The sequence below is a fragment of the Nocardia sp. CC213A genome, assembly GCF_030766805.1.
GTDB classification, from domain to species: domain Bacteria; phylum Actinomycetota; class Actinomycetes; order Mycobacteriales; family Mycobacteriaceae; genus Nocardia; species Nocardia otitidiscaviarum.
Map to the genome: position 1 here is coordinate 24,088 of NZ_JASFXA010000013.1, position 23,956 is coordinate 48,043.

At 70.5% G+C, this 23,956-nt stretch carries 20 protein-coding genes; 11 read left to right on the forward strand and 9 right to left on the reverse strand.

The features are described from left to right. Window positions 1–105 precede the first annotated feature (105 nt). Window positions 106–621: a hypothetical protein gene (locus tag QJS31_RS22900; protein WP_306357646.1), complete on the reverse strand. Its 516-nt coding sequence runs from the start codon at window positions 619–621 to the stop codon at window positions 106–108. Between the two features lie 172 nt (window positions 622–793). On the opposite strand from QJS31_RS22900, the gene QJS31_RS22905 reads away from it, so the two are divergent. The 4 genes from QJS31_RS22905 to QJS31_RS22920 all read left to right on the forward strand — a co-directional run bounded on the left by QJS31_RS22905 (window position 794) and on the right by QJS31_RS22920 (window position 7,831). Continuing rightward, window positions 794–4,141: a BTAD domain-containing putative transcriptional regulator gene (locus QJS31_RS22905; RefSeq protein WP_306357647.1), complete on the forward strand. Its 3,348-nt coding sequence runs from the start codon at window positions 794–796 to the stop codon at window positions 4,139–4,141. Window positions 4,142–4,612: 471 nt separating this feature from the next. Next, window positions 4,613–5,233 carry a CHAP domain-containing protein gene (locus tag QJS31_RS22910; RefSeq protein WP_282786350.1) on the forward strand — a complete coding sequence of 207 codons (621 nt, stop codon included), beginning with the start codon at window positions 4,613–4,615 and terminating at the stop codon, window positions 5,231–5,233. Window positions 5,234–5,398: 165 nt separating this feature from the next. Continuing rightward, on the forward strand, window positions 5,399–6,880 hold the full coding sequence (locus tag QJS31_RS22915; protein ID WP_306357648.1) for a hypothetical protein: 1,482 nt from the start codon (window positions 5,399–5,401) through the stop codon (window positions 6,878–6,880). Between the two features lie 219 nt (window positions 6,881–7,099). Next, the gene (locus QJS31_RS22920; RefSeq protein ID WP_306357649.1) at window positions 7,100–7,831 is read left to right on the forward strand and encodes a DUF1906 domain-containing protein; all 732 of its coding nucleotides are present in this window, start codon (window positions 7,100–7,102) and stop codon (window positions 7,829–7,831) included. 117 nt (window positions 7,832–7,948) lie between these two features. Here QJS31_RS22920 and QJS31_RS22925 read toward each other — a convergent pair whose 3' ends face one another. Together QJS31_RS22925 and QJS31_RS22930 are read right to left on the reverse strand one after the other, a co-directional pair. Beyond that, the gene (locus tag QJS31_RS22925; RefSeq protein ID WP_282781383.1) at window positions 7,949–8,326 is read right to left on the reverse strand and encodes a hypothetical protein; all 378 of its coding nucleotides are present in this window, start codon (window positions 8,324–8,326) and stop codon (window positions 7,949–7,951) included. A gap of 126 nt (window positions 8,327–8,452) precedes the next feature. Continuing rightward, the gene (locus tag QJS31_RS22930; protein WP_282781381.1) at window positions 8,453–9,235 is read right to left on the reverse strand and encodes a hypothetical protein; all 783 of its coding nucleotides are present in this window, start codon (window positions 9,233–9,235) and stop codon (window positions 8,453–8,455) included. A 264-nt stretch (window positions 9,236–9,499) separates the two neighbouring features. Here QJS31_RS22930 and QJS31_RS22935 point away from each other — a divergent pair, with 264 nt between their 5' ends. After that, a complete protein-coding gene (locus QJS31_RS22935) occupies window positions 9,500–10,756 on the forward strand; it encodes a mannosyltransferase (protein ID WP_372341705.1) in 1,257 nt (418 codons plus the stop codon). On the opposite strand, the gene QJS31_RS22940 is transcribed toward QJS31_RS22935, so the two are convergent. Then, window positions 10,698–10,991: a 4a-hydroxytetrahydrobiopterin dehydratase gene (locus QJS31_RS22940; RefSeq protein ID WP_029931425.1), complete on the reverse strand. Its 294-nt coding sequence runs from the start codon at window positions 10,989–10,991 to the stop codon at window positions 10,698–10,700. The genes QJS31_RS22935 and QJS31_RS22940 overlap by 59 nt on opposite strands. Before the next feature lie 74 nt (window positions 10,992–11,065). Continuing rightward, window positions 11,066–11,245, reverse strand: a complete 180-nt coding sequence (locus tag QJS31_RS22945) for a hypothetical protein (RefSeq protein WP_081592687.1) — start codon at window positions 11,243–11,245, stop codon at window positions 11,066–11,068. 153 nt (window positions 11,246–11,398) lie between these two features. On the opposite strand from QJS31_RS22945, the gene typA reads away from it, so the two are divergent. From typA to QJS31_RS22970, 5 genes are all read left to right on the forward strand, one after another. Next, complete coding sequence (gene typA, locus QJS31_RS22950) at window positions 11,399–13,291, forward strand: translational GTPase TypA (RefSeq protein WP_282781375.1); 1,893 nt, start codon at window positions 11,399–11,401, stop codon at window positions 13,289–13,291. Window positions 13,292–13,663: 372 nt separating this feature from the next. Beyond that, window positions 13,664–15,379 (forward strand): ABC transporter family substrate-binding protein, encoded by a 1,716-nt coding sequence (locus QJS31_RS22955; RefSeq protein WP_306357723.1) that lies wholly within the window; start codon window positions 13,664–13,666, stop codon window positions 15,377–15,379. Next, the gene (mshB, locus tag QJS31_RS22960; RefSeq protein ID WP_282781373.1) at window positions 15,376–16,299 is read left to right on the forward strand and encodes an N-acetyl-1-D-myo-inositol-2-amino-2-deoxy-alpha-D-glucopyranoside deacetylase; all 924 of its coding nucleotides are present in this window, start codon (window positions 15,376–15,378) and stop codon (window positions 16,297–16,299) included. Before QJS31_RS22955 ends, mshB begins: the two co-directional genes overlap by 4 nt. Window positions 16,300–16,304: 5 nt before the next feature. Then, entirely contained in the window at window positions 16,305–16,463 is a 159-nt protein-coding gene (locus tag QJS31_RS22965) for a hypothetical protein (RefSeq protein WP_162836497.1), read from the forward strand. Then, the gene (locus tag QJS31_RS22970) at window positions 16,460–16,957 is read left to right on the forward strand and encodes a hypothetical protein (protein WP_282781370.1); all 498 of its coding nucleotides are present in this window, start codon (window positions 16,460–16,462) and stop codon (window positions 16,955–16,957) included. The genes QJS31_RS22965 and QJS31_RS22970 overlap by 4 nt, the downstream gene beginning before the upstream one ends. 78 nt (window positions 16,958–17,035) lie before the next feature. Here QJS31_RS22970 and QJS31_RS22975 read toward each other — a convergent pair whose 3' ends face one another. Genes QJS31_RS22975 through QJS31_RS22985 form a run of 3 tightly spaced genes read right to left on the reverse strand, consistent with a single transcriptional unit; the run spans window position 17,036 to window position 19,802 of the window. After that, complete coding sequence (locus QJS31_RS22975) at window positions 17,036–17,644, reverse strand: hypothetical protein (protein WP_282781368.1); 609 nt, start codon at window positions 17,642–17,644, stop codon at window positions 17,036–17,038. Further along, window positions 17,641–19,299, reverse strand: coding sequence for a PH domain-containing protein (locus QJS31_RS22980; protein WP_282781366.1), 1,659 nt, complete (start codon window positions 19,297–19,299; stop codon window positions 17,641–17,643). Before QJS31_RS22980 ends, QJS31_RS22975 begins: the two co-directional genes overlap by 4 nt. After that, window positions 19,296–19,802 (reverse strand): PH domain-containing protein, encoded by a 507-nt coding sequence (locus tag QJS31_RS22985; RefSeq protein ID WP_306357650.1) that lies wholly within the window; start codon window positions 19,800–19,802, stop codon window positions 19,296–19,298. The genes QJS31_RS22980 and QJS31_RS22985 overlap by 4 nt, the downstream gene beginning before the upstream one ends. Before the next feature lie 127 nt (window positions 19,803–19,929). Here QJS31_RS22985 and QJS31_RS22990 point away from each other — a divergent pair, with 127 nt between their 5' ends. Continuing rightward, a complete protein-coding gene (locus tag QJS31_RS22990) occupies window positions 19,930–22,590 on the forward strand; it encodes a bifunctional FO biosynthesis protein CofGH (protein ID WP_306357651.1) in 2,661 nt (886 codons plus the stop codon). Window positions 22,591–22,797: 207 nt separating this feature from the next. Here the strand turns inward: QJS31_RS22990 and QJS31_RS22995 are convergent, their stop codons facing one another. Then, a complete protein-coding gene (locus tag QJS31_RS22995) occupies window positions 22,798–23,955 on the reverse strand; it encodes an MFS transporter (protein WP_306357652.1) in 1,158 nt (385 codons plus the stop codon). Window position 23,956: the final 1 nt, after the last annotated feature.

Sequence of the window (23,956 nt, forward strand, 5' to 3'; positions counted from 1 at the left end):
GGTGTCACGGTCGGGCGAGTCGGACCGCGGGGCGGCGCAAGCTCGCGGCGGCGACCGGCACATCGGAGCGCGGGCGGATGATCGCGAGGTGCTACGGCGGGCGACTCAGGTCGCCGGTACCAGGGTGTACAGCAGCCAGGGACGCGGTGGGGCCTCGAAGGCGAACGTGTGCGCGTACATGGCGCGCTCGTGGCCGGTCTCCGCATCCCGCACCAGCAGCAGTCGCTGCGCGGTGTCCGGGACCCGGATCTCCTCTCCCCACAGCTGATTCCAGTCCGGTGCGCGGCGGCACAGCGTCAGGATCTCCTCGATGCGGCCGGAGTCGGCCTGCGGCGCCGACTTCCGGAACCGCTGCACCAGCAGCTGCGCCTCGAGTTCCCATTCGACCAGCACACAGCGGGCCATGGGATCGAGCAGCATCCAGGTGAGCAGGTTGGTGCCGGGTTCGAGACCCGGGAACATCTCCGCGAAGGCGGTATTGGTGGCGACCACATCGCAGGTCGCCGGGGTGCGGTAGGCGGCGGGATATGGGAAGCCCTGTAGCACCGATAGTTCGGCACCACGCGGCTCCTCGCCGATCGACCGCGTGGTGGGCACGCGCAACCCGGACTGAGACACCATGGCAGTGTGCGGCATCACTCTTCGTGTCCACTTCGTATTCGGTTAAGTCGGATCACACCGATGAGACGTCTCGCAGAATTTCTGTCATTCTGTGTGTCGCAAGCAAGTCAATTGTCCAAGACGGCAGTGGTTACGGGGGTTCCGGCACGGCATGGCGGTCACACGGATCGGAGTGCTGGGACCTCTGCAGATCACCATCGACGGTCAGCGGGTGCCACCCGGCGCGCCCATGCAGTGTGCGGTGCTGGGACGCCTGGTCGCGGCCGGGGGCCGGGTCGTCCCCACCGACCGGCTCATCGACGATCTGTGGAACGGCGACCCGCCCGCCAAGGCCACCGCCGCGCTCCAGGTCTACATCCACAATCTGCGACGTCTCTTCGAACCGGAGCGGCCGCGCCGGGCCCGTGCCCGCGTCATCGTCTCCGAATCACACGGGTACGCACTGAATCTCGAACCCGCGCAGGTCGACGCCTGGGAATTCGAGCAGCTGCTGCACGGGCACGAGGCCGCCCTGCGCGATCCCGCCCTGCGACCCGATCCACTCGAACAGATCCGGGTGCTCGACGCCGCCCTGGCCTGCTGGCACGGCACCGCACTGGAAACTTTCCTCGGAATGCCCTGGGCGGCACAGGAAGCCGCGCGGCTGACCGCACTGCGACTCACCGCGCTGGAGCTGCGGGCACGGGCGGCGCTGGAGCTGAATCGGCCCGCCGAGGTGGTGCTGGCGCTGCGGCCGGTCTTCGAGGAGCATCCGGGCCGCGAGGAATGCGCGCGACTGCTCGCCCTGGCGCAGTACCGGCTCGGGCAGTCCCTGGACGCGCTCACCACGGTGCGCCGCTGCCGGGAATTCCTCAACGGCGAATTCGGGGTGGACCCCGGGCCGGCGCTGCGCGACACCGAGACCGCGATCCTCACCCACAAGGTCGGCGCCGATACCCCGACCGCGCCGATAACGGTGCGCGCAGCGCACCCGGATCCGCTGCCGGACAGTGGATATGCCGAGCAGCGGGCCGCCGTGCTGGCGGCGGCGGAGGCGGCGGCGCTGGGCAGCGTGGGCCTGGTCTGGCTCTCCGGTGAGGCGGGCGCGGGCAAGAGCACCCTCGCCACCACGGTGGCCGCGCAGCTGGCCGAGCGGGACTGGGCCACCGTCTTCGGCCGCTGCCCCGAGGTGGAGGACGCGCCCCCGGCGTGGGCCTGGGCCGAGGTGCTGGTCGAACTCACCGCCGCCGACCCCGACGCCTGTGCCGCCGTCGACGCCTTCACCCTCGCCCGCCGCGTGGTCCGACACTGTCGCGCCGCCGCCGGACCGGTACTCATCGTGCTCGAAGACGTGCACGGCGCGGATACCGCCACCCTCCAGGTGCTGCGCCAGGTGGTGCACTGGCTGCGCGACCGCCCCGTGCTGATCATCGCCACCCTGCGCGGCACCGAAGCCGGTGCGGGAGTGCGCGATACCGCCGCCGCCCTGGCCCTGTTCACCGCCGACCGCATCGAACTCGACGGCCTCGACCTGAACGGCACCCGGTGGGCCGCGGTCGCCGCCGGACTCGTGGACGCCGACGACCAGCTGGTGGCGCTGCTGCGCCGCCGCACCGGCGGCAACCCGCTGTTCGTGCGCGAGCTGGCCAAACTCGTCGCCACCCAGGGCACCACCGACGCGCTGCCCGATACCGTGCGAGATCTGCTGGGCCGCCGCGTCGCCCAGCTGCCCGCCGCGGTCGTCGACCTGCTCGAACTCATGTCGGTCTGGGGTGAGGACTGCGACGTTCCCACCCTCGCCACCGCCGCCGGGCTCACGCCCGACCAGATCATCGACCGGGTCGCGGCGGCCGAACAGGCCCGGCTGCTGCGCACCGAGCGCGGCGGCCGCGTTCGCTTCGACCACGCGCTCATCCGCGAGACGGTGTACCACGGCATCCCCGTGCTGCGCCGCCTTCGCATGCACTGGGCGGTGTTCGAATCACTGTGCGCGCGGATCTGCGTTCCGGACTGCTCCGCCCTCACCGGACGCGACGCCGAAACCCTGGCGCACCACGCGGCGCTCGGCGCCACCGTCGAAACAGCCGAGCGCGCACTGCGTTTCGGTCGGACCGCGGCACGCCTCTGCGTGGAACGGCGCATGCGGGCCGACGCGGTGCGGCGCTGGCAGTCGGTGCTGACACTGCACGAACTGGCCGGGCACGACGGGGCCGCCGCCACCGACGAGCAGCTGTCGGCGGTATTGGAGGCGCGCTGCGAGCTCGTCACCGCCCTCGCCTACGACGGGCGGCACGAGCAGGCGCGGGACGTGCGCGAACACGCCCTCGATCTCGCCGACCGGCTCGGTGGCGTCGAACCGCTGGTCCGGGCCGCCACCTGCTGGCCCACCCCGCTCATCTGGTCGGCCCGGGACTGGCACACCGCCGATCCGCGGGTGCTGGAACCGCTGCGCATCGCCCGCGCCGACACCGGACTGCCGGTGCGCGAGCGCATCCTGGTGCTGGTCACCACCGTCTTCCACACCGCGCTGACCGATCTCGGTGACGCCCGAGCCGCCGCCGACGCGGCCGTCGCGCTGGCCGAACCGCTCGGCGACGCCGATCTGCTGTGCACGGCCGTCAACGCCCAGGCGTTCATCGCGTTCGTGCGCGGCGGGTTCCTGCGCGCCGACGAACTGAAAAGTCTTGCGACCCGGCTACTGCTCGTGGCGGCCGCGGCCGAGCTCACCGAATTCCAGGCGCTGGCACGCTATCTGCTCTTCCGGGCGGCGCTGGCCGACGCCGATCTCGCCACCGCCGCCGAACATGCCGGGCGCGCCGCCGAATTCGCCACCGACGGGCAACTGCGCCATCTGCTCGACGCGCTCGTACCCTTCGAGTTCCTGCTCGAACTGGTACGCGGTGATATCGAGTCCGCCGAACGCATGCTGGGCGACTGGCACCACGAGGGTGTGCTCGGACCCGCGCCGCTGGCCACCCAGGCGCTGCCCGTCGACGATGTCACCCGCGACGCGGAGGCGCTGCACATCGGGCTGCTGCTGGCGCTGGCCTGGGTGCGCGGGGGCGACTTCTCCGCGCTCGCGGGCGCGCTCGGGGAACGCGCCGCCGTCGCGCCGGAGCTGTTCTCCTACGGCTACGCGCTGGCCCTGCTGCACTGCGGGGACACCGCGCACGCCCGGCGGGTGCTGGCCGCCGCGCCGCCGGTGGGGCCGCCGTTCTGGGCCACCTTCAGCATCATCCGCTCCCGGATCGCGCTGTTCCTCGGCGATACCGACGCCGCCCGCGAGCTCTACACCGCGCTGCTGCCGCTGGCCGGGACCATCGGCGGCCTGGAGACCGGCGCGTCGTTCCTGGGGCCGATGGACGCCGTACTCGCCGAACTGGCCGCCGCGCTCGGGGATACCGAGCGGGCCGCCGCGCATCGCGACGACGCCGAGCGCCTCATGGCCCGACTGCGCGAGGAGGTGGCCGCCCTCCGGGCCGATGTGGCACACCGGACGCCGCCGCGACCGGGTGTAGGCGGGATGCCGTCGCGGCATTAGCCGCGCGGGACGCTGGTGCGATTGGCACGCGGGGCGCTGGTGCGGTTGCCGCGCGGGACGCTGGTGCGATTGGCACGCGGGACGCTGGTGCGGTTGCCGCGCGGGACGGGTGTGCGGTCGCCGCGCGGGACGCTGGTGCGGGTTGCCGCGCGGGACGGGTGTGCGGGTGCGGTAGCCGCGCGGGGCACTGGTGCGGGTTGCCGCGGGGGACGGGTGTGCGGTTGCCGCGCGGGACGCTGGTGCGGGTTGCCGCGGGGGACGGGTGTGCGGTTGCCGCGCGGGGCACTGGTGCGGGTTGCCGCGCGGGACGCGTGTGCGGTTGCCGCGCGGGGCGCTGGTGCGGTAACGCGCGGGAACCCGGGGCGGCGCTGCGAGACGACGCAGGACGCCGCTGCGGGGCGGTGTGGAACCGAATGCGCCCGACGATCGTCGAACTAAGGTGGTCGTTGACAACGCCGGGAGGGGAGCGATATGAGCGTGGGTGCGAGATCGGTCGCGAAGTCCGCGGGCCGCGGTCGCCGGGGTGCGCGCTGGGTGGCGGCGGTCGCGGCCCTCGCGGCGGTGACCGTGCTGGCGGTGGTCGGGGTCGGCTGGTGGCAGCGGGGGCATCTGCCCGCGGTGGCGGGGGAGCGGCTGCGCGACTTCCCGGCGGTCGAGCAGGCGGGGCTGGACGACACCCAGAAACGCATTGTGGAGGTGTTGCGCGGCGAATTCGCGCGCCAGCCCGCCGGCACCGAATACTCCGAGGGCGTCGAGGAGCCATGGTGCGCCGATTTCGTCAGCTGGGTGCTGCGCGAGGCCGGACGGCCCCTGACCAATCCGAACTCGGGATCGTGGCGGATTCCCGGGGTCTACACGCTCACCGAGTACTACCAGCAGCAGGGGCGCTTCGAATCGCCCGGATATCGACCGGGGGTCGGTGATGTGGTGCTCTACAGCGAGACCAGTCCGTTCAGTCAGCACACCAACTTCGTGATTGCCGCCGACGGGGATATGATCACCACCGTGGGGGGTAATGAGTTCGGGCGCATAACCATCCACCGCTATCGGCCCGCGGAGCTTTCCGGCCTGGTCGGATACGGCCGACTGTGAACAACGGCATCCCGCATGATGGAAAACATGCGGGCGTGCCCTAGGTAACGGGGGAATTACGCCCTACCATGGAGCCCGGCGGTGCCCGGCAGCATCGCCGAACGATCCCTGTCCTGCTGCCCCCTCATCGGCAGGACAGGGATTCCGCCCGACGAAAGAAGCTGGATGCCGTTATCCGACCAACCGACCTGGATCGATTACGCCGAATTCGGTGAACGATTCGTCGAGGCGGCGGTCACGGAATCCCGAATCGAGGCGGCGGTCTCCGGTATGGCCGGTCGGGGGATGACCATCGGACCGTTCTCGGTCGGACCCGCCGGACTCGCGCGATTCGTCGCCAAAGGCAGTGTGGGCAAACCACATATCGTCCGCCACGGGCCGCATGTGCACTTCGAGGTCATGGTGCCGGTGAAATTGCGGGTGGACATCACGCTGGGCGGCCAGCGACTACGACTCGAGGCGGTCGTCGAAATCGACCTGGACCTGCACGCCCGCACCGCGCGACCACTGCTCATCGTGATCGACATTCCGCCCGTCACCGGGCGCGACGTCAGCTTCGTCATGCGGGCGCAGGCCATCGGCACCGCCTTCGAACTGCTGCTCGACCCGATTTCCCGGATGGTGCAGCGCGAGGTCGCCAATCGGCTCAATGCCATGCTCGACGATCCGGAATCGCGACGCGGACGGGTATTCGATGTCGAGGCCATCATCGACGGCCGGCAATCGGAGTATCGCGGACAGGCGGAATTCGACTGGATCGGCTACGACGAATTCGGGCGACAGTTCTTCCAGCGCGTGGTGACCGCTCAGCGGGTGCGCGAGGTGGTGGAATCGCTGGCGGGCAAACCCATCGAGGTCGGGCCGCTGCGCACCGGGCCGCGCAATGCAGCCGAGGTGTCGGTGCGGGGGAGCGTCCGCATGCCGCGGCTGGTGCCGCACGGGGACGCCACGAATGACGCGGTGCCCGGCCGCGCGACGACCGCCGCCAGTACGGCCGGTGCTGCCGGTGCGGACGCGGGCGTCGCCAGCGTGCATGCGGGTGCTGTCGGTGTGGACGCGAGTGCTGCCAGCACGGACGCCGGTGCGGCCAGCGCGGATGCCACTACTGCCGGTGGTGCGGACGCGAGTGCTGCCAGTGAGGACGCGGGGGCTTCCGACGCGGGTGCTGCCAGGGTGAACCCGGGTGCTGTCAGCGCCGACGCGGGTGCTGCCGGGGTAGACCCGGGCGGTGCGAGTGCGTCGAGTACGGACGCGGACAGCGCCGCCGGGCGCACCGGTCTCCATGACGGCAGCCCTTCCGGCACCGATGGGCTGGTGGCCTTCGACCTGACGATTCCGGTGACCCTGGACATCACCGTCGACGTGCTCAAGGCCAACCGCTACCGTGCCGAGGTGGAGGTCCCGCTCGAACTGGTGGCGCGGGCGGCCGACCCGCTGCTCATCGTGATCGACACCGAGGCTCCGGCGGCGCGGGATATCGCGCTCGCGGTGGTCGCGGAGGGCTGGCGGGCGCGGACGCTGGGTCGCCTCGCCAAGATCGACGAACAGGTGGCGGCCCAGGTGGCGGCGGTGGTGCGCGGCGAGGTTGCCGACGTCTCGCGCCGCACCATCGACGTGGCCGCGCGGCTGAACAGCATCGGCGTCTGAGAAGTCCGCTCTGTCGGCTGTGTCCCCTCGGTCTGTCCTGGGGCCAATGGTGCACATGTGCCCAGTGAGTCTGGCGATTCCCATGTGAATGTGGTGAAATGAGTGCACGTTCGGGTCCCCGGCGCACTGATGGCATGTCCCGCCATCGGGGAAGGTGCGCCGGGCATGCCGCAGACTTTGCTCGATCAGGTTCGATCCACGGTGCGAAGGAGTTCTGCGATGCGTTATTCCGATGTCAACCGCCGCGACTTCCTCACCCGCGCCGCCGCGCTCGCCGGCGGTGCGGCCGCCCTGGGCGTGGCCGGAGCCGCCGTGGCGCCCACCGCCACCGCCCGCACCTCCCTGGGCACGCTGCTCGACTACGCGGGCGGGGTGCCCGACGCCCGGGCCATCGCCGAGGCCGGACATATCGGCGTCATCCGATATGTCTCGGATCGGCGTCCCGGCGCGGAGTGGATGGCGGGCAAACCGCTGCTGGCCGCGGAGGTCGCGGCACTACAGGCGATGGGCCTGAGCATCGTGTCGTGCTATCAGTTCGGGAAGGGGCCGACGGCGGACTGGCGCGGCGGATTCGAGGCGGGCAAGCAGCATGCCCAGCGCGGCCTGGAGCTGCACAACGCGGCGGGCGGACCCGATACCGCGCCGATCTACGCCTCCATCGACGACAATCCCAGCGAGGGCGAGTTCCACGACCTCATCGCGCCGTACCTGGCAGGCTGGGAAGCGGTGCTCGGGCGGGAGCGCACCGGCGTGTACGCCAATACGCCGACCATCGACTGGACGCGCGGCGCGGGGCTGGGTTCCTGGTTCTGGCAGCACAATTGGGGCACCCCGAAGGGATTCGTGCACCCCGCGGCACACCTGCACCAGTTCGAGATCGACAAGCGCACCGTGGGCGGCGTCGGCGTGGATCTGAACGCCGTGCTGGCGCCGGACTACGGGCAATGGTGAACCCGCGGCGCTGAGTCTCGGCTGTCGGATACCCCGGCGCTCGCGGTGTCTCGGCCGAAGGGGCCTTGGCTGTCGGGGGACCTCGGCCGTCGCGTTGCCCGGCCGCCGGACGCTACGTCAGGTCTGGGTGTGGCAGGTCGGGTCCTGCCGCAGATCGGGTTCGTCGGCGACCACCCGCAGTGCCGGGCGGCCCTCCGCCGCCACGGCCGGGGCCGCCGGAGCCCCGTGGGCGCTCCACGCCGCGCGGTCGCTGCGCCACGAGAACATCGACCAGCTGGACAGGGCCGAGAAGGCCGACCCCAGACTGCCGAACGAGCCCGCCGAGATGATCGAACCGAACGAGCCCGCCGATCCGATGGACAGCACCGATCCCACGCTGCCGATCGACAGGATCGAGTAGGACGATCCGATCGACAGGATCGAGCCCTCCGACCGGATCGACAGAATCGACCGCCGTGAATGCAGTCCCCGCACAGTCTCTTTCACCGCCGCCATGTCCCCGGTCTACCACAGTCCACCCCCGCCCGAAACATCCCGATGGGCGGGCCGACCGGTCGGTAGAAACGACAATGCCCGGGTGACCCCTGAGGTCACCCGGGCATCGGGTCGTCGCGATAGCGCCTACGCGACCGAGAAGAAGCCGATGGTCGGCAGGAACGAGCAGGTGATCGGCGCGGATTCCGGATCGGCCTGGGTGGTCAGCGAACCGGAGACCACGGCGACCACGCGGCCGCTACCGGTGTCGGCGATGGCCGACAGGGTGGCCGGGCCGTCGGGGTTGATCTTGGCCTCGTCGGTCAGGTTCAGCACGCCGGACTGCCGCGTATCCAGATTGATCCACTGCACGGTCATCGGCGGATGCTGCGCCTCGGTCGGGCTCTTGGTGCCCAGGGCGGTGAACACGAAACCGGTCTGACCGGCCTGCGGGCCGGGCGGGGGCAGCTGTGCGGGGCCGGGGACGGCCAGGGCGGTGCCGACCGAGTCGGAGGACGGGCCGATGCAGCCCTTGCCGATGGTGGGCCACAGGAACTGCGCGATGACCGGACCGTCCTGCGGGATGTCCGGGCCGCCGCCGCCACTGCCGTCCAGGAACTTGATGATCCGCTCGAGGGTCGACTTGATCTGCGGGGGCAGGTTCAGCGTGTTCAGGATCTGCTTCGCCTGATCCAGGATGGTCTGCTGCGGCCCGGCGGCGATATCGGCCGGTCCGGCGGCGGCCCCGATGATGGCGGGCACCAGCGACGCGAGCGCCTCCACCGGCACGCCCTCGGGAATCACCGGAATCGTGGAAACGGCTTGGGGCGCGGGGGCGGGCTGGGCGGTCGCTGTCGGCACGGCAATGGTGGCGCAGGCCGCCACGGCCAGCGCGGTGATTGCGAACCGCGATCCTCGGGTGCGAAGCACTGGTGTTGCCGTCCTTACCTTCGGGTACATCTGTGGCGATGGGACATCGCTGCGCGACACTCTAAGTACCGGGCCGCCCTGTTGTACAGCCACGGTGTGATCTTGCTGTCTTCGATCGAATCACGCTATCGGACGGACGATCAAAAAGCCTGTTACGCGTGGTGCCAGTGATACGAATGTTACATCCTGAATCCGGTGTGGCGTGGGGTTTTCGAATCGGCGTCGCGATGCGGCGAAAATAGGGACCCGACGCGCACCGCTAGTCTGGTGCATCCACAACTCGACCCGAAAGTCCGCGCTGTGACTCGACACTTCCGACTCGCCGTCGCGGCGCTGGTGTTCTCGGTGCTCGCGCGGATGCTGTGGATGTTGTTATCGCCGAACGGCATGAATCTCGTCGATCTGCACGTCTACGTGGACGGGTCGGCGGCGCTGCTCACCGATCGGCTCTACGACTTCACGTATTCGAAGGAGACGCCGGACTTTCCGCTGCCCTTCACCTACCCGCCGTTCGCCGCGGTGGTGTTCTTCCCGCTGCACTACCTCCCGTTCACGGTGGTAGCCATCGGCTGGCTGCTGGCCACGGTGGCGGCGCTGTACGGCGTGGTGCGGATCGGGCTCGAACTCATCCTGGGCGAGCGGGCGCTGCGCGAACCGCGCTGGCGCACCGCGGCGGTGGCGTGGACGGCGGTGGGCGTGTGGATGGAACCCGTGCGCACCACCATCGACTACGGCCAGGTGAACGTCTTCCTGGTGCTGGGCGCCATGCTCGCGGTGCGCAGTGCGCGCTGGTGGGTCTCCGGCACCCTGGTCGGCCTGATCGCGGGCATCAAGCTCACCCCGGCCATCACCGGGCTGTACTTCGTGGCGCGGCGGCGCTGGGGGACGGCGGCGTGGTCGGCGGTGGTGTTCGCGGGCACGGTCGGGATCAGCCTGCTGATCAATCAGACCGAGGCGCGGCGGTACTTCGGCGAGCTGCTGGGGAACGCCGACCGTATCGGACCGGTCGGTTCGGTGTGGAATCAATCACTGCGCGGCACCATCAGCCGCATCCTCGGCCACGACGTGCAGACCGGCCCGTGGTGGATCGCCGCCGTGCTGGGAGTGGCGGTACTGGGCGTCCTCGCCTGGCGCGCCCTGGGGCCGGACGACCGGATGGGCACGCTCGTCATCGTCCAGCTGTTCGGCTTGATGATCTCGCCCATCTCCTGGTCGCACCACTTCGTCTGGCTGTTGCCGACCGTGCTGTGGCTGCTCTACGGGCCGCTGCGCGCGGCCGCGGGCGCCCGGCTGCTGGCCGGGTACTGGCTGGTCACCACGATCGTCGGGGTGCCCTGGCTGCTGTCGTTCGCGCAGCCGGACATCTGGACCATTCCGCGCCCGGCGGGCTACGCGTGGCTGGGCGCGGTGGACGTGGTGGGCGTGCTGGTGCTGTTCGGCTGGATCATCTGGGCGGGCCGGGTCAACTCTGCAGCGTCAGCCGATCGATCTCGTGAGCCAGCGCCACATCCAGCTGGGTGAGCCCACCCGCCGAATGGGTGGACAGCGTGAAAGTGACCCGCCGCCAGCGGATATCGATATCGGGATGGTGATTCGCCGCCTCGGCGGCCTGGGCGACGCGCCGGACCAGCTCGATGCCCGCCAGGAAGGACGGCGCTTCCACGGTGCGGGCGATGGACGCGCCGGTGTGGGTCCAGCCGGGGAGGTCGGTGAGGGCCTTGGCGATGTCGTCGTCGGACAGCAGCTCGGTGCTCATAGTCCCGGTCTACGCCTTCCATCCGGAAGATGGGCGGACTCGGGGAAAAAGATGCGGAGTCGCAGGGTGGGTGCTCACGCCGCGCGGGCGTGCTTGAGTGCCTTCTTCAGATCCTTGCCGCAGACGCCCGCCGCCTCGCACTTCTTCATGCGCATGATCACCACGGGGCATTTCAGGCAGCGCGTCTTCTTGCGACAGCACTTGTTCTTCGGCTTCAAGCTCGAGACGTGCTTGGCCTTCACCTTCTTTCCCACGTTGGTTAGCTTAACCTAAGTCGTACGCGTGAAACGTGTGAGTTCCGACTGCCGGTACGCTGTTATCCGGCCGTAGCCACCATCGCCGAACGGTCGATGGCGCTCGTGTCGTCGACACGGCCGCATTACCCACTTGCACCAGGAGGATCAACCGTGTCGTCTGTCGAGTTCCGCAACGTCGCCATCGTGGCGCACGTCGACCACGGCAAGACAACACTTGTCGATGCCATGCTGCGCCAGTCCGGCGTCTTCGGCGAGCGTGCCGAGGTGGTGGACCGCGTCATGGACTCCGGTGACCTGGAGCGCGAGAAGGGCATCACCATTCTCGCCAAGAACACCGCGGTGCACCGGCACAACGCGGACGGCTCGGTCACCGTCATCAATGTCATCGACACCCCCGGGCACGCCGACTTCGGCGGTGAGGTCGAGCGCGGTCTGTCCATGGTCGACGGCGTCGTGCTGCTCGTCGACGCCTCCGAGGGGCCGCTGCCGCAGACCCGGTTCGTGCTGCGCAAGGCCCTGGCCGCCTCGCTGCCGGTGATCCTGGTGGTCAACAAGACCGACCGGCCCGACGCCCGCATCGAAGAGGTCGTCGAGGAATCCCACGACCTGCTGCTGGACCTGGCCTCCGACCTCGACGACGAAGCCTCCGAGGCCGCCGAACTGGCCCTGGACCTGCCGGTGCTCTACGCCTCCGGCCGCGCGGGCGTCGCCTCCACCAAGCGCCCCGAGAACGGCACCGTTCCGGACGCGGAGAACCTCGACGAGCTGTTCGAGGTGCTCATGAAGTACGTGCCCGCGCCCAAGGGCGACGCCACCAAGCCGCTGCAGGCGCACGTCACCAACCTCGACGCCTCGCCGTTCCTGGGCCGCATCGGTCTGGTGCGCATCCACAACGGCACGCTGAAGAAGGGCCAGACCGTCGCCTGGATGAGCGCCGAGGGCACCAAGTCGGTGCGCATCACCGAACTGCTCAAGACCATCGGCGTCGAGCGTCAGCCCGGCGAGGAGGCCGTGGCCGGCGATATCGTCGCCATCGCGGGCATCCCGGACATCATGATCGGCGACACCCTCGCCGACGCGGAGAATCCGGTCGCGCTGCCGCGCATCACCGTCGACGAGCCCGCCATCTCGGTGACCATCGGCACCAACACCTCGCCGCTGGTCGGCCGGGTACAGGGGCACAAGCTCACCGCCCGCATGGTCAAGGCGCGCCTGGACCAGGAACTGGTCGGCAATGTGTCGCTGCGCGTGCTCGACATCGGCCGCCCGGACGCCTGGGAGGTGCAGGGCCGCGGCGAGCTGGCACTGGCCATCCTGGTCGAGCAGATGCGGCGCGAAGGCTTCGAGCTGACCGTCGGCAAGCCGCAGGTGGTCACCAAGACCGTCGACGGCAAGGTGCACGAGCCCTTCGAGGAGCTGACCGTCGACGCCCCCGAGGAATTCCTCGGCGCGATCACCCAGCTGCTCGCCGCCCGCAAGGGCAAGATGGTGCAGATGAGCAACCACGCCGCCGGATGGGTGCGCATGGAGTTCATCGTCCCCTCGCGCGGCCTGATCGGTTTCCGCACCGACTTCCTCACCGAGACCCGCGGCACCGGCATCGCCAACGCCGTCTTCGACGGCTACGCGCCGTGGGCCGGTGAGATCCGCGCCCGCCACACCGGTTCGCTGGTCTCCGACCGCGCCGGAACCGTCACCCCCTACGCCATGATCCAGCTCGCCGACCGCGGCCAGTTCTTCGTGGAGCCGGGCGCGGACACCTACGAGGGCCACGTCGTCGGCATCAACCCGCGCGCCGAGGACCTCGACATCAACGTCACCCGCGAGAAGAAGCTGACCAATATGCGCTCGGCCACCGGCGACGTGCTGGAAACCCTCGCCAAGCCGCTGCAGTTGGATCTCGAGGGCGCCATGGAATTCTGCGCCGCCGACGAATGCGTCGAGGTCACCCCGGAGGTCGTCCGAGTCCGCAAGGTCATCCTCGGCGCCACCGAACGCGGCCGCGAAGCCTCGCGTCGCAAAGCCCGCGACCGCAGTGTCTAATTTGCCCTCCGCTGCGCTCCGGGCGGATTCGCGGCGCTGACAGTCCCGGTTCTTCCCTCCCTCCGCTCCCCCGCTTCGCTCCTCCGCTCCGGTCAGTCCAGAACCGGGACGCGCCGCGAATCGGGGGGTGACGGTTCGGGGGTTCAGGGTGCTTCGCGGGTCCGGCGGGTGGTCGGTTGAGCCGTCGGTGCGGGGTGGCGGATATTGTCATCGACAGACCGGACTCGACAGCTGAATTCGCAAGGATGGGGGTAACTCATCGGGTACGTCCAGAACTGGCTGCGGCAACTGGCCGCCGCACGCCAACGCGATGGTGTCGGCTCCTCAGTCTGGCCTGAAGACGCGGGGAGGCGGGGGAGCGCGGTGTTGCTGATGGTGGCGGCCTGTCTCGGGGTCGCCACGGGGTGCACCGCGAATCCGCCGCCGCCCATCGAGAGCACCGACAGTCCCAAGACGACGCCGGCCAAGCCGAGCAATACGTCGGTGGTGGTGGCCATCGACGACATCGGGCTCGGGTTCAATCCGCATCTGCGGGCGCATCAGTCGCCCGCGTCGTCGGCGGTGGCGTCCATGGTGCTGCCCAGTCCGTTGCGGCCGGTGCCGAGCGCGGCGGTGCCGGGGGCGACCGACTGGGTGCTGGACGAGGCGCTGATGGTGGCGGCGGATGTGACGGCGCAGGAGCCGTTCACCATCACCTATCAGATCCGCAACGAGGCGTCCTGGTCCGACGGCGCGCCCATCGCCGCCGAGGACTTCCGGTACCTGTGGCAGCAGATGACCACCCAGCCGGGTGTGGTCGACTCCGCGGGCTATCGGCTCATCTCCGAGGTGAGCTCGTCGGCGGGCGGCAAGACGGTGACCGTCACCATGCGGGAGCCGTATCCGGCCTGGCGGCAACTGTTCTCGAACCTGCTGCCCTCCCATCTGGTGAAGGACTCCGGATTCGAGACCGGGCTCACCGACACCATCCGCATCTCCGGCGGGCACTTCCGGATCAAGCAGACCGATCGCGGCCGCGAGGAGATCCTGCTGGAGCGCAACGACCGGTACTGGGGCACGCCCGCGGTGCCGGACCAGATCCTGTTGCGGCGCGGCGGAACTCCGGCGCAGGTGGCCGAATCGCTGCGCACCGCCGACGCGCAGATGGCACTGGTGCGCGGTGGGGTGTCGCTGCAGGCGCAACTGGCCGCCATACCCTCGGTGCGCACCGCCACGAATCTGCAATCCCGCGAAATGGAACTGGTGCTCAACGGCCGCACCGGCGACCTGGCCGATCCGCGGGTGCGCAAGGCGGTGCTGGGCCTGCTCGATCCGGTGCTGCTCGCCACCGTCGGCGCGCAGACCGGAAGCTGGGTGGAACCGGTGCGGGCGCAAGTGCTTTCGCCGTCGGATCCGGGCTACGCGCCCACCGCGCCGCCGCGCATCAGTCCGGAGGAGGCGTTCGCGCTGCTGGGTGAGGCCGGATTCGGGCGCGCACCGGAACCGCCGGCCAACGCCTCGCCGACATCGCCCGCGCCGCAGCCGCGCCCGGTCGCCAAGGACGGCAAGACGCTGAGCGTGCGTATCGGCGCGGTGGAGGGCGACGAGGCCACGCTCGCCGTCGCCAATACCGCCGCCGACCAATTGCGCAGCGCCGGAATCGATGCCACGGTACGCAGCGTCGCGGCGGACCAGCTGTATGGGCCGGAACTGGTCGACGGCGGCATCGACGCCATCGTCGGCTGGGAGCGCGCCGGGGACGATCCGGCCACCGTGCTGGCCTCCCGCTACGGCTGCCCGCCGCCGGAACCCCCCGCCACCGACGGTGCGGACGCCCGCGCCGAGGCGGTCCGCACCGCACCGGCCAATCTGTCCGGCGTCTGCGATCCCACCCTGCAACCCGCCATCGACGCGGCGCTGCGCGGCATGGACACCCCGCAGGTGATCGCCGCCGCCGAACCCAAGCTGTGGGAGCTGGCCACGGTGCTGCCGATCGTGCAGGACACGCAGGTGGCGGCGTCCGGCCCGCGGGTGGACGGGGCGTCGCTGAGCGGGGCCATCCAGACCGGCATCTTCGGGGACGCGGCGAACTGGCGGCGGCTGCCGTGAGCGGGCACGCCGCGGGCGGACTGCTGCTGGTGCACGCTCATCCGGACGACGAATCCATCACCACCGGCGGCACCATCGCGCACTACCGGCGGCTCGGCGTGCCGGTGACCGTGGTGACCTGCACGCTCGGTGAGCAGGGCGAGGTCATCGGGGAGCGGTGGGCGCGGCTGGTCGCCGATCAGGCGGATCAGCTGGGCGGCTACCGGATCTCCGAATTGGACAGGGCGCTGGCGGAATTGGACGCCGGGCCGCCGCACTTCCTCGGCGGCGCGGGCCGCTGGCGGGATTCCGGCATGGCGGGGACAGCGGCGGCCCGCCATCCGCGGGCGTTCGTGAACTCCGGTGCCGAGGCGGTCGAGGCGCTGGTGACGGTGCTGCTGGAGCTGCGGCCGCGGGTGGTGGTCGGCTACGACCCGCGCGGCGGGTACGGGCATCCGGATCACATTCGGGCGCACGAGATCACGATGGCGGCGGTGGACGCCGCGGCCGGACACGGCTGGGACGTGCCCAAAACCTATTGGACCGTCACCGACGCCGAGGTGCTGCGCATGCACACCGAGGCGCTCAAGCGGCGCACGGTGGATCAGCTGCCCGGCGCGCTGCCGAGCGGCTGGCGGCTGCCGCACGACGGCGAACTGGCCTGTGTGCCCGGCGAATCCGTCACCACCACGGTGGATGTGGCGCATGTGCTGGCCGCCAAGCGGGCCGCGCTGCGGGCGCACGCCACCCAGGTGACCGTGGCGCCGTCGGGTCGGGAGTTCGCGCTCTCCAACAACATCGCCCAGCCGGTGCTGCCGGAGGAGCACTACATTCTGGTGCGCGGCCAGCGCGGCGACTCCGGTCCGGACGGTCGCGAACACGACCTGTTCGCGGGTCTGCCCGACATGCTCGATCCGCGTCCGAGCCGAATGGGAGACTGATCGCCATGTACAACTGGAGTATCCAGAATATGATCGCCGCCTTCGTGGAGAGTCAGAAGCCCCACTTCGAGGCGCAGCACGACCTGTATCTCCACGCGCTGCACACCTTCGTCGACATGCAGAGCCACCTGTTGGAACTGCTCGGCTTCCCGCCGGTGCCGTGACCGCGGCGCTCGGTACCGCCCCGCGCCTCGGTCAGCTGTCGCAGCGGAATTGGCTGGGCGGTGTCATCGCGGCGCTGCTGGTGCTCGACGGTGTCGTCAGCCTGGTGCTGGAGGCGCTGTTCCTGCCCATCTATCTGGGCCACGCCGACGTGGTGGCCGCCCACCCGACGACGGCGCAGGCCGCGGCGCTGGCGGCCGACCTCACCGCTGGCGCGGTTCCCTTCCCGGTCACCGCCCTCATCGCGGCGGTCGTGAACGTGCTGCTGCTCAAGGGCATGTCGACGGTCACCGACCGGCTCGGCCTGATCGCCCTGCCGCTGACCGCCTGGACCCTGTCCTACCTGCTGCTCACCTTCGGCGGCCCCGGCGGTGACGTGCTGTTCGTCAACGACTGGCCCACTCTGGCCCTGCTGGTCTGCGGCCTGCTGCCCGCCGGTCTGTACCTCTACTACCTCGCCAACCTCCGCGCGATCGGCACGCCCCGACCGAGGTGACCAACCCCGCCCGCGGCTCGGCGCGGCCATCCGACGAACGCGCGGCGGTTTCGCGGGAGTTCGTTCGGCCGAGAGCCGTCAGCGGCCGTGCACGGAGGCCGGCAGGACGTGCGTCACCCGCATCCGGTCGCCGTCGAAGGTCGTCGTCTCGTAATCCTGACCGGCCGTCTCCATGACGCCGATCGTGTCGTCGCCGACGAACGAGGCGCGCGCCGGGCAGGGACCCTGGAACCGTTGCCACACCACGGTTTGCCTGCCGAGTACCGAGCCGCGTTCCCGAAGCATGACCCGGCACGAGGGGTCGATTCCCCCGAGTGACTCCATGGCGGTCTCGAATCGCCCATCGGGGCTCACCTCGATGGCCACGACCTTGCCGTCGTCGTCGAAGAACATCTCCACGACCACCGCGATACCCCAGAGGAGCAGCGTCGCCGAGGCCAGGACGGAAACGAGTGTGGCCCGTATCCACATGCGGCGCGGCGCGGGCCTCGAGGCGGCATCGAATCCGAGGGCGACCAGCGCCGCCGTCCACCATGCGGGCAGGGCCCACACCGGGATCCAGCCGAATTGGTAGTAGCGCTCCGACAGCATCCACGCGGCAGTCGCCGCGATGCCCGCCACCAGCAGAGCTACGGCCGCGAACAGCCACCGTCGCGGCTGCTCGCGCACCTCCGCGCCGCTCGTCACCGCTGGCCCAACCGGCCCGGCGTGACGGCTTCGATCAGCGCCCAGGCGCGGTCGACGGGGATGTCGACGACGTGGTAGCGCTTCTTGCCCGCGGCGGTGGCGGCGGTGATGGTGGACAGGCCGACGCGGCGCTGGAACCAGGTCTGGGTGACCGTCCAGCCGATGATGCCGGGGGCCTCCAGGCAGTCGCGGTCGCGGTCCAGGGAGCCGCTGCGGGTGATGAGCCAGGTGGGGTTGTCCTCGGCGGCGGGAATGACGGTGTGGCCCAGGCCGCGGTAGCGGTCCCAGGCCAGTGCGACCGCGATGACGGCGGCCAGGGCCAGCAGAATCCAGGACCACGGCGGCAGCGGGCGCACCGCGAGGGCGAAGACCGCCATGGCCGCGGCGGCGACCAGCACCGGGCTCAGCGCGCGGGTGTAGCGGCGGCGGCGGGCGGCGGGGCCGTGCGGGACCAGTGTGACCGTGCTGGGCGCGGATTCGCCGAGCAGATGGGCGAGGGCGCGGTCCACGGCGGCGCGGGGAGCCTGGGGCAGGATCTTCTGCCGGGGATCGGTACCGGTCATGACCGCCTCGAGTTCCGCGGCGCCCGCCAGGCGCAGCAGCAGCGGCTCGTTGACGGTGGCACCGCGCAGGCGGGCCAGGTCCAGGGTGATCTGGCGGGTGGTGAACAGGCCGTGGCGAATGTGCAGGGTGGTGCCGTTGTCGAGCACCTTCAGGCCGAAATACGTTGCCAGATAGCGCCCGCAGGCGGCCAGACTGACCACCGCGACCAGGGCCAGGGCGAGTCCGGCCACCACCGCCGTCAGAAACCACAGGCCGCGGTCGCCCAGGCTGTCGACCGTGTCCGAATCGACGCTGACTCGGGCGAAACCGAACTGGAAGGCCAGACCGACCACGGGCGCGATGAGCGCGAAACCGGTGAGCGACAAGGGCGCGTAGCGCACCCATTCCGGTCGCCAGTGCGCGATCTCGACGCCCGTCTCGCGGTCGGCCGCCGGACCGTCGTCCTCGGCCCCCGAAACCCGCTGTGGTGCGGTGGCTTTCGCCGTGTGCGCGAGCAGTTCGGCGCGCAGACCCGGCACCAGCCGGGCGTCGAGTGAGTCGAGTTTGAAGCCCTCGCCCCGCTCGGCCTGCTGCCCGGTGCCGATCTGCAGGACAGCCAGGCCCAGGATGCGGTGCAGCACATCGGCTTCGATATCCACCGAGCGGATGCGCGAGCGCGGCACCGCGAGCTTCTTGCGTTCGATCAGGCCGGTGCGCAGCTCCACATTGTCGGGGCCGATGCGGTAGGTGGTGGTGAACCAGCGGGTGACGGCGACGCCGACGATGAAGGTCAGCGCCAGCATCGCCCACATCGGGTTCTCGCTCTGCGCGCTGCCGATCACCGACGCGATCAGCACCGGGATGTACTTCACCGTCTCGGTGATGGGATGCACCAGCAGCATGCGCTTGTCCAAACGCTGCCAGGGCGTTTCGAGCGGGGCAGCCACCACCGCGGACCCGGCTGCGCCCGCCCCCCACTCGCCGCGCTCGGCCGTGCCCGCCGGACCTGCGCTGTGCTCGGTGGTGCTGTCCGCCTGGTCGCTGTGCGCGGTGGTGTCGTCCGCCCGCTCGCTGTGCTCGGTCGTGCCGTCCAGCCGCTCGCGCTCACTCATGTCGCGTCCCCGCGATGTCTGGCGGCGATCTCGGTCAGCTTCTCCACCGTCTCCTCGGCGACGGCCAGGTCGAGCGCGTCGATGGTGACCGCGCCCGCCGAGGAGGCCGTGGTGACCGTGACCGTGGCCAGTCCGAGCAGGCGCTCCAGCGGTCCGCGCTGGGTGTCCACCGTCTGGATGCGGGTGATCGGCGCGACCCGGCTCTCCTGCGTCAACCACCCGGTACGGGTGTACACGGCCTCGTCGGTGATTTCCCAGCGGTGCACGGTGAACCGCCACAGCGGCACCACCGCGATATTGAAGGCGGCCGCGAGCACGATGACGATCAGCGCCGCCAGCTGCCAGCCCCGCCGGTCGGGATCGAGCACCGCCCACACGATCAGGCCGAGCAAGGGGAATGCCCAGCTCAGGGCGGCTGCCAGAGACCACAGGAGTTTCGCACGCGGGCTGGGACGCCATGCGGGGTCGGCCATGATGCCGCCGGTGCGCAGGGGCTGGGACATGTCCGCCATGCTTCCATGTCCGCGCGCAACGGGGGTGGACATCTTTCGTTCGGCGGAATAGTGCGCCGCGGCCCCCGGTTGTCCCCCCGCATAGACACCCGAGTCGGACCACGCGGACGGATGGCGCATGATCGAGGACGTGACGGATCTACCGAACCCGAGTCTCCCCTCGGTACCGCAGGGCCCACCGGCCGCGGGACCCGGCGGTGCCGCAGGATCGTCCCCGGTGGCGCCGAGCGCCTCCGCCATGCGCCGGGCGCTGCGCCGCGCCCGGGACGGGGCGACGCTCAATCTCGACGAGGCCGTGGTGCTGTTGCACGCGCGCGACGCCGACCTCGACGATCTGTGCGCCACGGCGTCGCGGGTACGGGACGCCGGGCTGCGTGACAGCGGGTACGCGGGCGATGTCCTGCCGATCACGTACTCGCGCAAGGTGTTCATTCCGCTCACCCGCCTGTGTCGGGACAAATGCCACTACTGCACGTTCGTGACCGTGCCGGGCAAGCTGCGCGCCGCGGGCCACGGCATGTACCTGGAACCCGACGAGGTGCTCGACATCGCCCGTCGCGGTGCCGAATTAGGCTGCAAGGAAGCGCTTTTCACCCTCGGTGACCGGCCGGAGGAGCGCTGGCCGGAGGCGCGGCAGTGGCTGGACGAGCGCGGCTACGACTCCACGCTGGACTACGTGCGCGCCATGTCCATCCGCGTGCTCGAGGAGACCGGCCTGCTGCCGCACCTCAATCCCGGCGTGATGAGCTGGGCGGAGCTGTCGCGGCTCAAGCCGGTCGCGCCGTCCATGGGCATGATGTTGGAGACCACCTCCACCCGCCTGTTCACCGAGAAGGGGCAGGCGCACCACGGCAGCCCGGACAAGGATCCGGCGGTGCGGCTGCGCGCGCTCACCGACGCGGGCCGCCTGTCGGTGCCGTTCACCACCGGCATTCTGGTGGGCATCGGCGAGAACCTGACCGAGCGGGCCGAATCCATTCTGGCGATCCGCAAGGTGCACAAGGCATTCGGGCACGTGCAGGAGGTGATCGTGCAGAACTTCCTGGCCAAGTCGGATACCGCCATGCGCGACACCCCCGATGCCGACCTCCAGGAGTTCCGGGCCACCATCGCCGTGACCCGCATCCTGCTCGGACCCAAGATGCGGGTGCAGGCGCCGCCGAATCTGGTTTCGCTGGACGAATGCCGGGCGCTGCTGGCCGCCGGTGTGGACGATTGGGGCGGGGTGTCGCCGCTGACTCCCGACCATGTGAATCCGGAGCGGCCGTGGCCGAATCTGGAGGTGCTGGCGCAGGTCACCGCCGATGCCGGATATGTGCTCACCGAGCGCATCACGGCGCATCCCAAGTATGTGCTGGCGGGGCATCCGTGGATCGATCCGCGAGTGTCGGCCCATGTGGCGGCGCTGGCCGATCCGGCGACCGGGCTGGCGCGCCCCGACACCAAACCGACCGGGCTGCCGTGGCAGGAACCCGACCACGACTGGGAGTCGGTCGGGCGCATCGACCTCAACACCGCCATCGACTCCGAGGGCCGCAATACCGAATCCCGCAGTGACTCCGCGCTGTCCGACGACGGGCTGGGCGCGTTCGGTGACTGGGAGACCATTCGCGAGCAGGTGCACGAGCTGGCCGCCGCCGCGCCGGAGCGCTTCGACGCCGATGTGATGGCGGCGCTGCGGGCGGCCGAGCGCGATCCGGCGGGGTTGACCGACGACCAGTACCTGGCGCTGGCCACGGCCGACGGCGCGGCCCTCGAAGCGGTCACCGCCTTCGCCGACCAGCTGCGTCGCGATGCCGTCGGCGATGATGTCACCTACATCGTCAACCGCAATATCAACTTCACCAATATCTGCTACACCGGCTGCCGGTTCTGTGCGTTCGCGCAGCGCAAGGGTGATGCCGACGCCTTCACGCTGAGTTCGGAGGAGGTCGCCGACCGCGCCTGGGAGGCGTGGGTCGAGGGCGCGACCGAGATCTGCATGCAGGGCGGCATCGATCCGGAGCTGCCGGTGACCGGGTACGCGGATCTGGTGCGCGCCATCAAGAACCGGGTGCCGGAGATGCATGTGCACGCCTTCAGTCCCATGGAGGTGGTCAACGGGGCCTCGCGCGGCGGACAGAGCATCCACGACTGGCTCGCGGCGCTGAAAGAGGCCGGGCTGGACACGATTCCGGGTACGGCCGCCGAGATCCTGGACGATGAGGTGCGCTGGATTCTCACCAAGGGCAAGCTGCCCACCTCGGCCTGGATCGAGGTGATCACCACCGCGCACCGGTTGGGCATCCGCTCTAGCTCCACCATGATGTACGGGCACGTGGACAATCCGAAGCACTGGGTCGGCCACCTGCGGGTGCTGCGCGGAATCCAGGACGAGACCGGCGGTTTCACCGAATTCGTGTTGCTGCCCTTCGTGCATCAGAGCGCACCGCTGTACCTGGCGGGAGCGTCGCGCCCCGGCCCCACGGTGCGCGACAACCGTGCCGCCCACGCCCTGGCCCGCATCATGCTGCACGGCCGCATCGCCAATATCCAGACCAGCTGGGTGAAACTCGGCACCACGGGCACCCAGCTGATGCTGAACGGCGGCGCGAACGACCTGGGCGGCACCCTCATGGAGGAGACCATCTCCCGCATGGCCGGTTCCGAACACGGCTCGGCCAAGACGGTGGCGGAACTGACCGAGATCGCGACGGGCATCGGCCGCCCGGTGCGCGAGCGCACCACCACCTACGGCACCCCGCCGCGCCGTGCCCCGGTCTCTTTGCCGGTGAGCTGACCCGCCGCGGGCGTTCGGTGAGCCGATCGGTCTCCCGGTCGCCAGGCGTCCGCCGGGCCGTGCCAGGGGCGGCGGACCGGGCGGGCCTCCCGGTCGCCGATGCCCACGTGGCGCTTGATCCGCCGGTCGGCCTGCGGGCGCGGTTTGTGTTGCGGCAGGGCGGAGTTCATGCGATGCCGGTCGGCCGGGCAACGGGTGCTGCCGGGGTCACGCCGAGACGAGCGCGGCTCTGTCCCGGTGCCTCAGCTGTACCGCGACGGCCACGCCGAGCAGGGTGAGGGCCGCGCCGATCAGCGGGAGCGCGCGCAGGCCCGGACCGTCGGCGATGACCCAGCCGCCGACGCGTCCGGCCAGGGCGGCCGCCACCTGGAAGGCGGCCGCGTTGACGGCGACGCCGAGGGTCGGTGCGGCGGCGGAGGCCGCGACCACGCGCGCCTGCATGCCCGGGATGATCGCGAATCCCAGTGCGCCCAGGGCGAAGACGAGAGCGGCGGCGGCCACGGCGGCCTCGCCGACCGCCCAGAACAGCGCCAGGGTCGCGGACAGGGCGAGCAGCAGGCCGATGAGCGCGGGCAGTAGGGCCCGGTCGGCCAGGCGTCCGCCGAGGTGGTTGCCGACTATCGCGCCCGCGCCGTAGACGAGCAGCAGCGCGGGCACGGCCGCCGCGCCGAATCCGGCGATATCGGTCAGCAGCGGCGCGATGTAGGTGAAGACCATGACCACGCCCAGATTGCCCGCCGCCGTGAGCGCGATGGCCAGCAGCAGTCCGCGATCGCCCAGGACGCGCAGCTCACCGAGCACCGATCCGGTGGTGGCCGCGGGCAGGTCGGTGACGAAACGCGCGACCGCCAGCAGCCCCACCGCGGCGCACGCCGCCACCACCGCGAACGTGGTCCGCCAGCCGAAGTGCTGACCGACGAGCGTGCCGAGCGGACTGCCCAGCACGATGCCGAGATTCATGCCCAGCGCCACCCGTGCGACGGCCGATGCCTCCCGGCCCGGCGGCGCCAGCCGCACCGCCGTCGCGATGGCGATGGCGAAGAACGTGGCCACGACCAGACCGGCGGCGAAGCGGGTGGTCAGCAGCAGCGCATAGCCGGTTGCCAGGGCGGACGCCAGATTCGCCAGCACCGCGAACGCGATGAGGCCGAGGACCAGCGGTCGGCGCGGTAGGCGCGCGGTGAGAGTCGTGACCACCGGTCCGCCGACGATCATGCCCAGGGCGTAGGCGCTGACCAGCAATCCCGCCGACGACACCGGTACGGCGAGGTCCGCCGCCACCTCCGGAAGGATCCCGGCGATCACGAATTCGCCGGTGGTGAGCCCGAATACGACAAGTGTGAGGGAGAGAACAGGAAGTTTCACG

What these genes read in the sequence shown, in the direction of transcription:
- QJS31_RS22900 (WP_306357646.1), bottom strand. Translation starts at nt 621, where the DNA reads ATGGTGTCTCAGTCCGGGTTGCGCGTGCCCACCACGCGGTCGATCGGC.
- QJS31_RS22910 (WP_282786350.1), top strand. Translation starts at nt 4,613, where the DNA reads ATGAGCGTGGGTGCGAGATCGGTCGCGAAGTCCGCGGGCCGCGGTCGC.
- QJS31_RS22915 (WP_306357648.1), top strand. Translation starts at nt 5,399, where the DNA reads ATGCCGTTATCCGACCAACCGACCTGGATCGATTACGCCGAATTCGGT.
- QJS31_RS22920 (WP_306357649.1), top strand. Translation starts at nt 7,100, where the DNA reads ATGCGTTATTCCGATGTCAACCGCCGCGACTTCCTCACCCGCGCCGCC.
- QJS31_RS22925 (WP_282781383.1), bottom strand. Translation starts at nt 8,326, where the DNA reads ATGGCGGCGGTGAAAGAGACTGTGCGGGGACTGCATTCACGGCGGTCG.
- QJS31_RS22940 (WP_029931425.1), bottom strand. Translation starts at nt 10,991, where the DNA reads ATGAGCACCGAGCTGCTGTCCGACGACGACATCGCCAAGGCCCTCACC.
- QJS31_RS22955 (WP_306357723.1), top strand. Translation starts at nt 13,664, where the DNA reads ATGGTGGCGGCCTGTCTCGGGGTCGCCACGGGGTGCACCGCGAATCCG.
- QJS31_RS22965 (WP_162836497.1), top strand. Translation starts at nt 16,305, where the DNA reads ATGTACAACTGGAGTATCCAGAATATGATCGCCGCCTTCGTGGAGAGT.
- QJS31_RS22980 (WP_282781366.1), bottom strand. Translation starts at nt 19,299, where the DNA reads ATGAGTGAGCGCGAGCGGCTGGACGGCACGACCGAGCACAGCGAGCGG.
- QJS31_RS22985 (WP_306357650.1), bottom strand. Translation starts at nt 19,802, where the DNA reads ATGTCCCAGCCCCTGCGCACCGGCGGCATCATGGCCGACCCCGCATGG.
- QJS31_RS22990 (WP_306357651.1), top strand. Translation starts at nt 19,930, where the DNA reads ATGATCGAGGACGTGACGGATCTACCGAACCCGAGTCTCCCCTCGGTA.